Annotated in this window: 8 protein-coding genes; 5 read left to right on the forward strand and 3 right to left on the reverse strand. The window is 46.1% G+C overall.

The genetic code is table 11. The features are described 5' to 3' along the window. Positions 1–21 precede the first annotated feature (21 nt). A complete protein-coding gene (locus tag FB6_RS11930) occupies positions 22–3,732 on the reverse strand; it encodes a UvrD-helicase domain-containing protein (protein ID WP_174560200.1) in 3,711 nt (1,236 codons plus the stop codon). A gap of 6 nt (positions 3,733–3,738) precedes the next feature. After that, positions 3,739–7,431, reverse strand: a complete 3,693-nt coding sequence (locus FB6_RS11935) for an exodeoxyribonuclease V subunit gamma (RefSeq protein WP_174560201.1) — start codon at positions 7,429–7,431, stop codon at positions 3,739–3,741. 182 nt (positions 7,432–7,613) lie between these two features. On the opposite strand from FB6_RS11935, the gene FB6_RS11940 reads away from it, so the two are divergent. Further along, the gene (locus FB6_RS11940) at positions 7,614–8,120 is read left to right on the forward strand and encodes a hypothetical protein (RefSeq protein ID WP_174560202.1); all 507 of its coding nucleotides are present in this window, start codon (positions 7,614–7,616) and stop codon (positions 8,118–8,120) included. A 55-nt stretch (positions 8,121–8,175) separates the two neighbouring features. Here the strand turns inward: FB6_RS11940 and pap are convergent, their stop codons facing one another. Next, positions 8,176–9,594 carry a polyphosphate:AMP phosphotransferase gene (pap, locus tag FB6_RS11945; protein ID WP_174560203.1) on the reverse strand — a complete coding sequence of 473 codons (1,419 nt, stop codon included), beginning with the start codon at positions 9,592–9,594 and terminating at the stop codon, positions 8,176–8,178. Between the two features lie 205 nt (positions 9,595–9,799). On the opposite strand from pap, the gene FB6_RS11950 reads away from it, so the two are divergent. From FB6_RS11950 to FB6_RS11965, 4 genes are all read left to right on the forward strand, one after another. Next, complete coding sequence (locus tag FB6_RS11950; RefSeq protein ID WP_174560204.1) at positions 9,800–10,504, forward strand: FFLEELY motif protein; 705 nt, start codon at positions 9,800–9,802, stop codon at positions 10,502–10,504. Between the two features lie 182 nt (positions 10,505–10,686). Next, positions 10,687–11,631, forward strand: coding sequence for a bifunctional demethylmenaquinone methyltransferase/2-methoxy-6-polyprenyl-1,4-benzoquinol methylase UbiE (gene ubiE / locus FB6_RS11955; protein WP_174560205.1), 945 nt, complete (start codon positions 10,687–10,689; stop codon positions 11,629–11,631). 11 nt (positions 11,632–11,642) lie between these two features. After that, positions 11,643–12,347, forward strand: a complete 705-nt coding sequence (locus tag FB6_RS11960; protein WP_174560206.1) for a ubiquinone biosynthesis accessory factor UbiJ — start codon at positions 11,643–11,645, stop codon at positions 12,345–12,347. A 12-nt stretch (positions 12,348–12,359) separates the two neighbouring features. Continuing rightward, the gene (locus FB6_RS11965) at positions 12,360–13,979 is read left to right on the forward strand and encodes an ABC1 kinase family protein (protein ID WP_174560207.1); all 1,620 of its coding nucleotides are present in this window, start codon (positions 12,360–12,362) and stop codon (positions 13,977–13,979) included. Positions 13,980–14,161 lie beyond the last annotated feature (182 nt).

A 14,161-nucleotide genomic window follows, 5' to 3' on the forward strand; every position in this document is an offset into this window, starting at 1 on the left:
CAAGCCATTAATTTTGCCCCATCAGGCGATTTTGCTGCTTTTATCTTCAGTAAAATAGCCCAAAATAGCATCAAGCCGCAGGATGAATTCAGCATCCGGCTTCCAGTGATAAAAGCCCTGCTCGGCCTGCCCGTTCATGCCGCGCAAATACAGATAACTTGCGCCGCCCAAATGTTTGCTAATGTCATAATCCTGCATCTGTACACTTAGATAACGATGCAGCGCCACCAGATACAAACCGGCCTGTAGCCAGTAGCTGGCCTGCGACATACTCTGCCGAATTTCCCCATCCCGATAATGCGATTGATCTGTACCTAAAAAGTTACTTTTATAATCGGCGATGTGATAGTGCAGACCATCAAAATACACCAAATCGATGGATCCGGTGAGATAGCGTGCCGAATTGGCCGGGTTAAAATCCAGCATGTCGATGCCATGTTCTGCATAGAGCTGATGAATCCGCTGAATGGCTAAGACATGATCCGACAGGGACAGATAAAACGGAAATTCCGCCAGATATGTATGTTCAGCCAGTTGATTCAACTGGAAATTCTGATGCAAGGGTGTCGTTAACACCTCTGCCAGCCATTCTCCCATCCAGCCAATCAGCTGTTCTTCATCTGCTTGCTGAAATTCCTGCTCATATTTTGTAGTCAGTTCTGACCATAAACCCGGATAATCATTTTTAAAACGGCGGCGAATTTCCAGCGGCCAGTCTTGCTGATCTTTAAAATCGATATGTTCAAAAATTTCATGCAGGAAAGTTCCTGCCACTGTGCCCATCGGGAAATTGCGTTTGATCCAGGACAGCGGCTGAGTGGCCACAGTTTCAACCGGTTCAAGCAGATGGATTTCATCGGCGGCACTGGACATTTGTTCGGTATTAACCGCCAAAGCATCCATGGCCTGTTTACGGCTTAAATGCTGGGCCAAGGCACTAAAACTGGTTTTGGAACGTGGATAAAACCGCTGTGCCGGAAACTCCAAAGCCTGTAAAGGTAGAGGTTCAGCTTGATGCTTGGCCTGCAACTTAATGGGCCTGTCATTTAATAGCGCCTCATCTGCACTGGCCGCATGGCTAAAAATTTCCGGAGCTTGCCCACGCCAGAATGCCAAGCCATGATTGGACTTGCCTTCCTGATCATGCAACATGGCATAGACCCGATGGCTGGCCCGGGTCAGGGCCACATACCAGAGCCGATGCTGCTCTGCCACAGCACGGGCATTGTGCTGATCAATCGCGCTTTGATCGAGCAAGTGCTTGTCATTCACTGCAACCACACGCTGAATGTCCACCTTTCCTGTGACCGGATGCACATGCTCAACGGTGGAAAAATTCAGGGTTTTATTCATTTCCTTGGGTGGCTTGTCTGCCCCCAATAAAAACACAATTTTGAACTCCAGCCCTTTGGACTGGTGGATGGTCATCAATTGTACCCCGGCCTCATTGGACAGTTTGCGTTCCAGTTCCCACTCGCGTTCTGCCGGAGATTGCAGCTGTTTCAGATACCAGTGATACAGCTTTTGTGCACCTTGATACTGTTCACTGTGCTGACTGAGCAACTCGGTCAGATGGCGTAAATTCACCACGCTGCGCTCATTATCCCGGCTCTGGGTCGCCACCAGATTTTTCCAGACCTGAAATAAATTCAGACAATATTGCCATGCGGTTAAAAAGCCTTTTTCCAGCCACATTTCACGAATGCAGTCGAAATCGTAAATAAACTGGCTTAAGCCATCGGCTTGGGCTTCCAGCTGCATCAGTTGCTGTAAATTAAAGCCCAATAAACGGCTGAGTAAAGCCCGCTTGATTTTGCCTTCATCATAAGGATGCATAATCGCCGTGAGCACGGCGCCGACATCTTTGGCCACAGCATGATCAAACACACTGCGCTTGGAAGGACGATTGACTCGAATGCCTAAACGTTCCAGTTCATATTGGGCTTTATCCAGACCGTCATGATTTTTTGATAAAATGGCGATGTCGTTTTCAATCAGGTATTTGGGGCCGGTTTTTTCTGCCAGATAGAGTTTTTCTTCAATGCCCTGATTAAGTAAATCGCGGATTTTCCAAGCCACCTGTAGCGACTCATCCTTTTTATCATTCAGTAATAACCAGCGTAGCGGCTGATGATTTTCACCCACTGCATCGATAAGTGCTGGATGCGGACGCGAACCGGCTTCAACCGGGCTATACGTCACCTCTTCACCAAAATCCATCTGTCGCTGAAACAAGGCATCCACGGCCTGGACCAAGACTTTGACCGACCGGTGATTGTGGCGCAGGCTATATTCATGTCCCTGTTTGGACAAGACATCGGCACGGGCTTTGTTATAGGTCAACATGTCGCCGCCACGAAAGCCATAAATCGCCTGCTTCGGATCGCCGACCATAATCATGCAGCCCTGCATATAGCGCTTCTGGTCCCGCCAGATCCGCGCGAGCATATTGTCCTGATCCTGGTTGGTATCCTGAAATTCATCCACCAAAATCAGGGGATAACGCGCCTGCACAAACTTGGCAAAACGCAGCCCCTGTTCGCCTTGCAAGGCTTCCGAAAGGGTTCGAATTTGCTGGGCAAAAGTGGTTTCACTTTTCTGCTGCAGCACTTGTGGCAATCGTTTTTTGACTTCCCGACTTAAATAAAATTTGAGATAGGCATCCAGCAGATCCAGATCCAGACTGAGTTTGGATAGCGCCTCGCAAAAATGTTTCAGTGCTCGAATCAGGACATGCTGATTAAACTGATTCAGTACCTCTTCGGCACATTTATTCAGGACTTTTTTGGTTGCCAGTTCAGTCAGATTTTTCAGGGTCTTTTCAAAATGCGGGGCAAATAAGGCATAGCTGCGCTGTTCAGCCAAAGCCTGAATAAAAGCCGGTAAATCTTCACACAAGGTGCGTTGCATCAGGCCATCTGTGCGCCATTTTTTACCAATGACCGCATGATATTGTCCATCTTCCGAATAATAATCGCTTAAGCTGGGAATCAGGCTTAAATCCAGCTGGATAAAGTCATCCACCAGCCGTTCAAACTGGTTTAAATCCAGCTCGGGCGCCTGCACTTCCTGGAACTGCGCCGAAGCAAAGTTCAGGCTATTTTCCACCACCGGAACGTAAGCATCCTGCGACTTCAACTTTTGGTTGAGCAGTAAGTAATTCACCACATTTTGCGGTTGCAGCTGAATCCATTCACGCAAGACATCATGAATCAGCTGATGGGTATAGCTTTTGGCATCATCGGTAATATCAGCCCGTTCAATTTTGCCACTTTCAAAGGAAAACTCGCGTAATAACTTCTGGCTAAAGCTGTCCAGCGTGCCAACAAACAGTTCATCCAGCTGATCAATCACCAGTTTTAAACGTTCACGGGCAAAATCAACACGCGTGGCATAATCCTGCAACACTTTTTGAAATAAAGGATCAGATTCAGCCGCGATTTTGGCCTGAATTTCCGCCTGGGTCAGGGTTTGACAGTTGTCAAAATAACGCAAGGTTTCGACCAAACGCAGCCGAATCCGGTTCTTTAATTCTGCGGCGGCTGCACGGGTAAAGGTGGTGGCAATCACCTGATTGGGCAGATACGACCCCAGAAAAATCCGCACCATAAGACTAGACAGGGTAAAGGTCTTGCCGGTACCGGCCGAAGCTTCAATCCAGTGCAGACCTTGAAATTGCATGTCAACAATCGGCTGAAACGAAATCTTGTTCAGGTTTTGAGGATGATTCATTTCTTCTTATTCCTCAACCACTTGTTGATGCCAAAATACCGGCTGATACAGTTGGTAAGAGAATTGCTCACAAGCCTGTTCCAGCAAAGCAGTGGCATCCTGTTCCTGTAAAATAAACTGCCAGTCGCGGTGCATGTAGGTGGCTTCATTATCGGCCACGGAAAAACCAGTAAATTTGCCATCTTCATGCCATTCTTTATAGATCGCATCCATATCGTCAATGCACATCTGGTTCTGTGCATTGGCTTGCCAGTTATGCTGTTTATCTTTTTCCGCAATTTTAAGTAGCAGAGCCGCAGGCAACACCAACGGCTGGCTTTGCCCATATTTCCAGGCTGTAAGCCAGTGATCCAGCCACTCGCGCGCTTTATTGGAAGTCACCCCGTGACATAAAATGGTTCGGTCACTAAACACCACGATTCGCGCCAGTTTTTCGCCGCCATCACCCAGATTCAGGTAGGCCAGCCAGAGCAGATATTCCAGCCAGACTTTGGCACGGCGTTTGGCACGCGCACTTGAGGCATCCAGACTGACCCATTTTTCTGCGCCATTTTTCGGCAGGTAAATGTTCATATACACATGGTCATTCACTTTCCAGACCTGTTGCGTGGTCGGCGTGACTTCAGGAGCATATTTCAGCAAGCGGTCTTTTAAACGTTCTTGCTCTACCACACTCATTTGCCAGCTGCCCTGTTGCAGTTTTCCAATCGGCAACTGATCCATCAATAATTCAGGTTGGACTGCCCCGTCCTGTTTTTGCAGGAATTGACGCACGGCATAGCGCCCTAAACCATCCAGTAGCAAGGGTTCCTGTACCGCTGGCAAATCTTCAGGGCGCAGATTTTCCACGCCTAATGTTTTTAAATATAGTCGCGCCGGGAAAGTGACATCCTGAATCCACTGATGACTGTCCAGCACCTGTACATCTTGCTGCAAATGTTGATAAGGCGTATTCACCCACGCTGAACGCTGCCCAGTGGCATGACGAAGCTGCCCCGCCACACAGAACCACTGATCCTGATAACGCACCGGTTTGGCCGATTCAAATCCCAGCGGATCAAAAGGCAATAAGGGGTGCACATGATACAGTGACCGGAGTTGCTCAGGCACTTCTACGCCATTGATCTCTACAGTGGCATCCGCTTCTGTATCGGGCTGTTTGCCCTGAACAATAAAAGCTAGATGTTGCACCAGTTCCTGCAACACGGTCGATGGATCACGCACTTCACCATCATTAATATCGAAGCCATTATAAAACAGCCACAGGTTGTCCTGCGCCAACAGCAGATGATCTAAAAAGGCCCCCTGATCATCTTCCAGACGGGAACGATCGCCAAGCTGTGGTTTGAGCAGGTCCATTAAATCGAAAGGTAAATGCTGGCTACGATTTGGAAACTTGCCACTGTCCAGTCCCAGCATCACGATCAGCTTATACGGCACAGGACGGATCTGACCGATTTGGCTAAAGGTAATCTGCCCGGTCGGTTCGGCATGATCCAGCTGCATTTCCAGCGTGTTGTTAATTTCGGCTAATAGATAAGGTAACGGTAAACTTAAGCTGCGCAAGGCATGATGATCCTGCTCATCATAGAAGCTGGCGAGCGTCAGCATCCGTTCCTGTTTTTTTATGATTTTATAAACTGTCGATAACGACTCTACGCCCGTTTCTTCAAACTCGGCAATATCCTGCATCAGGCATTTAAGCCACTGTTCAACTGGTACATTTTGGCCTTGTTCATGGGCAATCATCCAGTCACGGCGTGCATCAAAATCCTGATAAATCTGGATCAGTGTGCCAATCAGTTCAAAATCGCTGGGCAAGACTTGGGCAAAACTCAGCGTGCCTTGAAATAAGGTATGTTCAGGAATCGCAATCCCCAAAGCCAGACGGTCGAGCGCAAATTTAAAACTAAAGCGATAGTCTTCATCGCCCTCGCACAGGCTGCGTTTTAAATGCTCGGCATCCAGTCCGCGTTTAAAACCGGCAGCAATCAGCAATTCCGTAATGCGCTCAATCGCGTTCACTTCCAGACTGTAACGCTGCTGGGTGGCGCTCAGACTGAGCCAGTCGGCAAAATCTTCAATGCTAAAACGCCCTTGAATCAGTTCAATGCGGCCCAGCACGGCGCGCCACGCATTCAGCGCATCCAGCTGAGTCACACCGGCAATTTTAATCGGTAAATACACGCTGTCTTTGGAGAGCTGATGACTGCTGCCGGCTTTCTGCTGAATAAGGTCACGCTCACTTGGCGGCGGTGCAAATACACTGCGGATCAGCGGTTCCAGCTCGCTCAGGCTTGGGCTGAGTACCAGAATATCACTTGGCCTACGTGGTGCATCTTTTGTGCCTTGGGCCAGCCAGTGAATCAGCTGCTCTTTTAATACTTCCAATTGGCGTAAACTGGAATGACAGACATGAATCTGGATCGAATCATCCTGTTCATCCAGCACGTATTGATGCTGCTCCGGCTCGACCAGATACAACACATCGGATTGGATTTTACCGAGTAAATTCTGTTGATATTCATCCACAAAAGCATCTGCCCAAACCCCATCTTCCCCCGAAGACAAGTTGGAGAGCAATGAGAAATGATCACGCGCCTGCTTGCCAAAACGGGTCAATAAAGGATGTCGTGACTCACGCTGTTCTGCATTGAAATTTAGTGTAAATTCCTGGAAAAACTGTTCAATATCGGCATCGCTGGCTTTGGGATTTTTGGCAATAAAACGCTCTTTAACTCTGAGGTCATAACGCGCTTTCCAATTTGGATCGACACTGTCGGCCCAATATTCCTGCGAAGGGTTGTAATGCAGAATATAAATGTCGAGGTATTGCCCCAAACGATGCAAAAACTCCAGCTGCATCGGCGGCAAATCCAGCAGGGTAAAAATCACCAGCTGCTGCGGCAATTTTTTTAATGCCGCTTTACGAGTCTCAGGATCATCCAGTATCTCCCAGAACATAGCATCAATACTTTGCATCTGCTCAAAGTCCTGATGAAACACTTCCTGCCACAGCCAGCGCTGCCAGGCTTCCAGTTCACGTGCCTGATTCAGGGTAAATTCAGAAATGTCTGTATTGGTTTTAAAGAACATCTCCTCAATGGCGAGTTCCCGGTTTTGTCCCCAGGCCTGTAGCCAGTTGGTCGGACAAGTGCACCTATTTGGAGGACAGTTTTTCTGACAATGTCCGCGATATTCCATGTAATGGCTAAATAAACGTGAGACCTGCTCAGCCACCCAATACAGCATGCCCTGTTTTTTCAGCTGTTTTTCGATGCCCTGTTCCAGACGGTCAGCGCTGTCATAAATGCGCTGTACGATGGAATGTAAAGGATGATCCAGCTCTAAAGGATTGTGTTCGGCCTGAATAAAGGATTTTAAGGCCTGAAATACGCGCCACTTGATAATGATTCGCGGAATATTGGCTTTTCGGACTTGCTCTTTCTGATCGACCAAAACCCATTGATAAGCAGACCACTGGAAACCACGAATCCGGTGATGAAACTGGGTATTCGCGCTAATGCCTTTTTGTTCTGCCAGCTTTTGAGTCAGCCAGGCTTCAACCGCATGCGACGGCACAATAAAATGTTGCTTCTGTAAAACCTGAAACGGTGTGGTGGCGGGCTTCTTCACGGTCGTCAGCATCGCGTGCACCAGCACATCAATACGCTGACTTTGAATCACATGAATGGCCATTACTCACCTTTTTCCGCTATTTTTCAAAATGGAATGCCTACAAAAGCATAAAGATTATTTACTATACAATGCTATCTGTCTATGTCACTTTTAAATGTAGATTAACTTTAAAAATGCTTTGAAATTCACATCTTAATGATGGTTGAATAGAACAAATAATACGAAGTTTAAGGTATTTACCCATGAAAATAGATAAAGTTCCAGACGCAATAGACCCAAAATTAAATTTAGACACCATTCGAACAGAATGCCTAGAAATGGTGAAAAAACGGGCTTACTTCTCAGCAGGTGCAGCCGTCATTCCGGTTCCATTTTTCGATGTGGTGATCGATGTTGGAATTTTGTCACAACTGATCCCGGAAGTGAATGCGCGTTTTGGTTTGGCGCCTGAACAAATCAGTGTCTATGACCCGGAAACCAAACAGGTGCACTGGAATGAATTACGCAAACGCGGCGTCGAATTTTCCGGACTGGTGGTCGCTCGTACTGCGGTGAAACAATCCTTGAACAACGTGGCAGCCAAGGTCATTGCCAAACAAGTGACGAAATTTATTCCCCTAGGCGGCCAGATTATTGCAGCCAGTTTAGGCTATATGGTGATGAAAAAAGTTGCGGATGCCCATGTCGAAGACTGTTACAAAATTGCCAAAGGCATCCAGCAAAAACAAAAAGCCCAAGTGGTGCATTAAACTTTCTGTGATCAGCATTGAATTGATCAAGACTGATAATCTTACAACTGAGAGCTTATTCCGCTCTCAGTTGTTTTAAAATGGCCTTTAATATTTTTAGGCGCGCCGTATTTTTATCATTGGTGGCAATAATGTACCAGGGTGCAGAGTCGGTACTGGTGCGTTCAAACATATCTGCCGCAGCACTTAAATATTGATCCCATTTTTCACGATTACGCCAATCTTCTGGGGTAATTTTGAAGCGTTTATGCGGTGTTTCTTCCCGCGCTTTGAAACGGGCAGCCTGTTCATCCTTACCAATGGCCAGCCACAACTTGATCACCACGGTTTGACTATTGACCAGATCCTTTTCAAAACGGTTAATTTCATCATAAGCTCGTTGCCACTCCACCTCATTGGCAAAGCCTTCAACGCGCTCGACCAATACCCGCCCATACCAGGAACGGTCAAAAATCGTAATATCCTCGTCAGTTTGCAACTTGGTCCAGAAACGCCATAGATAGGGATGACGCAGTTCATATTTCTCAGGTGCTGCAATACAGTGAATATCATATTCACGTGGATCAAGATTTTTAACAATGCGCTGAATTGCCCCTCCTTTACCTGCAGCGTCCATACCTTCTAAAACCACGATCGCTTTACGATCATCAGCACGCATGGCTTCTGCAACTTTCAGTGACAGCTTTTTTAACTCTTTTTTATAGTCTTCATTATCCTCAAATTCATTTTCAGGATGCAATAAAGCCTCTGGAACAGCGGCTTGCTTCCATTTGACTTCACCTTTACTCAAATGTTCTGGGCAATCCTTTAAAGCACCTAAAATAATCTGTGCAAACTGTTGATCACGGGCTTTTTCATCTTCACAGTTAATCACTTGCCAATCTTTCAGAAAGCGCTGACTGAGCTTTTGCACATTGTCGTATTGCTTTTTATTACGCCAGTCCAGACCATGTAATTTATGCCATTGCACTTCACTGGGATCCATATTATCCAGCCGTTTTTGCAAGGATTTCCAGGACAGGTCAAACCAGATCTTGATTACATCAACATGATTGTTTTTCAAGTCCTGTTCAAAAGCCCGCATATCTTCAACATAGGCATCAAACAGGGTGTCATCCAGAGAGTTGGAAGCATTCAGCGCGGTCACCAGCAAATCGCTATACCAGTTGCCAAACCACACCATCATCTGACCTTCAGCTGGAATAAAATCTGCGTAAGGCTGCCAAAAAGGTTGCTTGTGATTAAAGGGATTCGGTGCATCGGCTTTGACCAGCAAATCACGTGGATCGACCCATTCCCTCAGTTGCTTGACTGCCTCGCCTTTACCGGCCAGCTCAATTCCATTGACCAATATCAGCACACTTTTCCCATTTTTCTGGTCACGGGTATTTTTTAACAGATATTGTGCTTCAATCAGATTTAAGGACAGCTCATCTTCATCCATCAGTGCTTTTTCTAGTTTTTCGGCAGCCATATGTCTTCCCCATTTTGTTATGAATTTCAGTCTATTCAAGCATAGAACAAGGCAGAATTTGAAAACGTGGCGTTTTTGTTGCTGTTCATTGCCTAGTTCTCCATCAAACTGACCTTATTTAAAGCATTTTTCTTGCAGTTTGTCATAGCGAGTTTGCTCATCTACCTCTAAGATTTAGCCATCTAAAAAATAATAGAGACACAGAATGTCGAAACTGGCTGCATTGGATGATCTTTTAGAGTTGTATTATCAATTGAATTATCATCAAAACCCTGACGTTTTTCAGCGTTTGCAAGATGTACAGGCCTGGCAAAAGCAGCGTATGCAATCAACCCACAGCAAACAGTTTGCGGAAAAGCACAATGTGTTGATGTCAGAATATTTTCTGAACCGTTTGTATGGCGGTCCCGATTTTGATGCTCTGGCTGAACAAATTGCGCGTTTAATGAAATATGCGCATAAAGCTGAAAAACTGATTCCTGAAAATGCCGTGAAAACAGGAACATCTGGTGTATCTCTGGCAATTCTTGCTGTTCAGCTGGATGAGCAGGTCGCCATACAGCTGCTGGAAGATTTCCATCCGCATGAACACTTAAATGATGAAATGATGCGTTTGACCTATCTTAAACTGGATCAGGGTCAACAGCGTTTAAAACAACTGGAATTGCTTGATCAGCTCGGCTTGAGTCTGGACAAATACATGCGCTCATTCATGGTCCACACCGCCTTTAAAATGTGTAAGGGTGCCGCCAGTAAATATAACTTCGATGTCATGTATGAGTTTATGCAGGATGGCTTTTTGGCGATGAAACCGTTAAAGTCGGCAGAGAAGTTTGTTAAAGATTTTACTGCGGTTGAACGTCAAATTATCGAAAAAGTCCATGCAGGCGATCCATATCCGTTTCGGTAACTTTTAACAGTCATGGATATGATGATGGAAATAACAAATTTGTGCAGTGAATAAAAACACTGCTCAGATTTTCTGTATATTATTCATAACAATTGCATGCGGATTGCTGTACAACGTCCTAGAATCTGTCATCATGCAAGCACTGCAACATTAACCCTATTTTTATGTTAGGAGTGACTCTAATGTCTAACGAAAAGCAAACGCCTACCTCTACCCCTGAGTCGGCACAAAATACAGACAAAGTGAGTCCTTTCTTAACTGAACCACTTCCTCAAGGCACTGCCCAAGGCCAGCAACAATCTTTACAACAACAGTTGACCGATACGCCAGTGACCGGTTCAGTGCCTAAATACAATCTGCCGCGTGGTGCCAATACCGGCAACGTCGGTGCAACCACTCACTTCGGTTATCAAACCGTCAGCAGTGAAGATAAAGCGCAAAAAGTGGCAGAAGTTTTCCATTCGGTGGCAAGCAAATATGACATCATGAATGACTTGATGTCTTTCGGTATTCACCGTTTATGGAAACGTTTTGCCATTAATATGTCTGGTGTGCGCCGTGGTCAGCAGGTGCTCGATATTGCCGGTGGTACAGGTGATTTGGCCAAAGTCTTTAGCCGTGAAGTTGGCCCGACCGGTCATGTGGTGTTGTCGGATATTAATGAGTCGATGCTGAATGTCGGTCGTGACCGTTTGATTGATGCCGGCTGTACCAATGTCGATTTCGTGTTGGCCAATGCTGAAACGCTAGAGCCATTTGCAGACAACAGCTTTGACCTATTAACCATCAGCTTTGGTTTACGTAACGTGACCGACAAAGATGCCGCCCTTGCTGCGATGTACCGCGTATTGAAACCAGGCGGTCGTTTATTGGTGCTGGAATTCTCTAAACCGGTGTTTGAACCGTTCTCTAAACTGTATGACCTGTATTCATTCACCGCTTTACCGATCATGGGCAAAATCATTGCCAATGACTCTGAAAGTTATAAATATTTAGCCGAATCTATCCGTATGCACCCGGACCAACGTACCTTAAAAGGCATGATGGAAAATGCCGGTTTCCAAAACTGTGATTACCACAACTTGACCGGTGGTATTGTAGCGGTTCACCGCGGCTTTAAGCTTTAAGGTTTTACGCTATGTGGTCGATTCTGGCACTCGGTGCAGTTGAACGATTAATTCATCATGTGATTGATCTGGATGCGATTACCCGTATTCAGCTCAATCAGTTGCAAGGTAAGATGCTGCGTGTGGTGATTGATTCACCTCAGCTGTCTGTCGATGTGTTTTTTGACGAAAATAAAGTCCGTCTGGAACCTACCATTACCGGACAGAGCGAAAGTGCATCCATTTTCGAACATGAGAAGCTATCAAGCTTCGCAAGGTTCGATAAAAATGAACAAATCTCGGAAGCGACAGCGACCTTGCAGGTCAAAAATGTGGTCGAGCTGATCAAACTGCTGTTGGCAGATGATGTGGGCAATATTCCACTGCAAGGTGACTATCATCTGTTACAGGATATTCAGCGCATTATGCAACAGGCTGAACCGGATTTGGCGTCGCATTTAAGTCCCTGGATTGGCCCTACCCTGGCACATGAACTGGGCAAAATCCAGCTGGCACCGAAACATTTAAAACGCACACTTGAAAGTTATGCTTTCTTTGCCGAAGATGCCTTAAAAGAAGATACCGGAGTGTTTGCCCCTCGCTGGCAAATGAATGATTTACAACAAGATACCCGAATTTTCAATCAAAATTTAGATCGTGCCGAAGCCAAGATTCAACAGCTTCAGGCGCAGATCAATGCCGATTTAGATCCAAATTCTGCTTCATCTCAAGATTAGGTAACCACATATATGATCCCGCACATTTCACGTTTACTCGAACTTTGGCGCATCGCCGCGCACTATAGACTCGACACGTTATTTGCTGCGGAAGAATTACCTGAAAAAGCACGTCATGCCTTAAATTTCATACGACTACACCCGGCAGCATGGTCGAGTCGTGAGCGTAAAAATCCGCTCAAGCTGAAAGAAGCTTTAGAGGAAATGGGGCCGCTGGCAATTAAACTGGGACAGCTGCTTTCCACCCGTCGTGACCTGATTCCACCTGAAGTTTTACAGCAACTGGTGTTATTGCAAGACCGGGTCAAGCCCTTTGATAGCGATGTGGCTAAAGCACGCATTCAGCAATCGCTAAAAGCCGATGTCAACACGCTATTTGCCCGATTCGATGCTCAACCACTGGCCGCTGCCTCGATTGCACAAGTCCATACGGCTGCCCTGCATGATGGCCGCGAAGTGGTGGTGAAAGTCACCCGTCCCGACATTCGCACTCAAATTCTGCAAGATTTTGAAATTCTGGAATGGTTAGGTGCTACTTTAGAAAAACGTCTGGAAGCTGCCCGCGCCCTGCATTTATCGGAAATTATTCAGGACTATCGTCAGATCATTTTGAATGAGCTGGATTTGACCCTGGAAGCAGATAACACCCGTCGCATGCGCCATTACTTCACTGGCTCTAGCATGATGTATGTGCCTGAAGTGTATATGGACAGCAAAGATGTGATGGTGGCTGAACGCATCACCGGCGTTCCGATTTCCGATACCGCGACTTTTGACCAGATGGGGATGAATCGTGCGGATCTGGCAGAAAAAGGCCTGACCATTTTCTTTACCCAGGTGTTCCGCGACAATTTCTTCCATGCCGACATGCATCCCGGTAACGTGTTTGTCGAAACCATCAATCCGGCCAATCCACGCTTTATTGCGCTGGACTGTGCGATTATGGGTGAATTGTCCAAACACGATCAAATGACCGTGGCGCGCATGTTACTGGCGGTCATGAACAGCAACTTCATGCAGCTGATCCAGATTGTGCATCAGGCCGGTTGGATTCCACCGGGTACCGATCAGGATGCTCTGGCACGTGAAATGCGCCGCACGGTGGGTCCTATGGTTTCTAAACCGATGAGCGAACTGGACTTTGCCGGCATCCTGATTCAGGTCATGGATATTGCCCGTCGTTTCCACTTGGAAATACCACCACAATTAATGTTGTTGCTCAAAACATTGGTGCATGTGGAAGGCTTGGGTACAGACCTCTACCCGGATCTTGATATCTGGAAACTGGCGAAGCCCATCCTGACCGACTGGATTAAAGCCAATATGAATCCAGTGAAAAATATGAAGGAGATTGGCCAGCAAATTCCTGATCTGTTACTGGGTGCACAGGACTTGCCAAGTCTAATGATAGACAGTCTGAACGGCTTAAAAAATCAGTCGGCCTGGCATTCCAGACAGTTAAATGAATTGCAAAGCATGCGTCTGCAAATGGAACACCAGCAAAAACGTAGCTGGATGTTTGGCAGTATCATGGCAATATTGCTGTCGATTGCGATTATTGCGCCGTGGTATGTCTCGATTGTGCTGATCGTGTTGGCAAGCTTATTGGCTGTTTGGCGTCTGGCTAAATAATTCACCTCATTTTAAAATGGAAGTTATAAAAATCTGTAATTTCCATTTTAAAATTTATTTTTGTTTTAATTTCAATCTTATAAATTGATAAACCAATCACATATTAATTATATTTCAACAAAAATTAACATTTTTCAAATATTTTAAGCTCATCTGTATTTTTTTTATACTTTTCTTGATAT

This window comes from Acinetobacter bouvetii (genome assembly GCF_902753875.1).
GTDB classification, from domain to species: Bacteria; Pseudomonadota; Gammaproteobacteria; order Pseudomonadales; family Moraxellaceae; genus Acinetobacter; species Acinetobacter bouvetii_A.

Excerpts from the sequence above, each read along its gene's own strand:
- pap (WP_174560203.1), bottom strand. The coding sequence starts at position 9,594 with ATGGCTGCCGAAAAACTAGAAAAAGCACTGATGGATGAAGATGAGCTG.
- FB6_RS11950 (WP_174560204.1), top strand. The coding sequence starts at position 9,800 with ATGTCGAAACTGGCTGCATTGGATGATCTTTTAGAGTTGTATTATCAA.
- FB6_RS11940 (WP_174560202.1), top strand. The coding sequence starts at position 7,614 with ATGAAAATAGATAAAGTTCCAGACGCAATAGACCCAAAATTAAATTTA.
- FB6_RS11935 (WP_174560201.1), bottom strand. The coding sequence starts at position 7,431 with ATGGCCATTCATGTGATTCAAAGTCAGCGTATTGATGTGCTGGTGCAC.
- FB6_RS11930 (WP_174560200.1), bottom strand. The coding sequence starts at position 3,732 with ATGAATCATCCTCAAAACCTGAACAAGATTTCGTTTCAGCCGATTGTT.
- ubiE (WP_174560205.1), top strand. The coding sequence starts at position 10,687 with ATGTCTAACGAAAAGCAAACGCCTACCTCTACCCCTGAGTCGGCACAA.
- FB6_RS11960 (WP_174560206.1), top strand. The coding sequence starts at position 11,643 with ATGTGGTCGATTCTGGCACTCGGTGCAGTTGAACGATTAATTCATCAT.
- FB6_RS11965 (WP_174560207.1), top strand. The coding sequence starts at position 12,360 with ATGATCCCGCACATTTCACGTTTACTCGAACTTTGGCGCATCGCCGCG.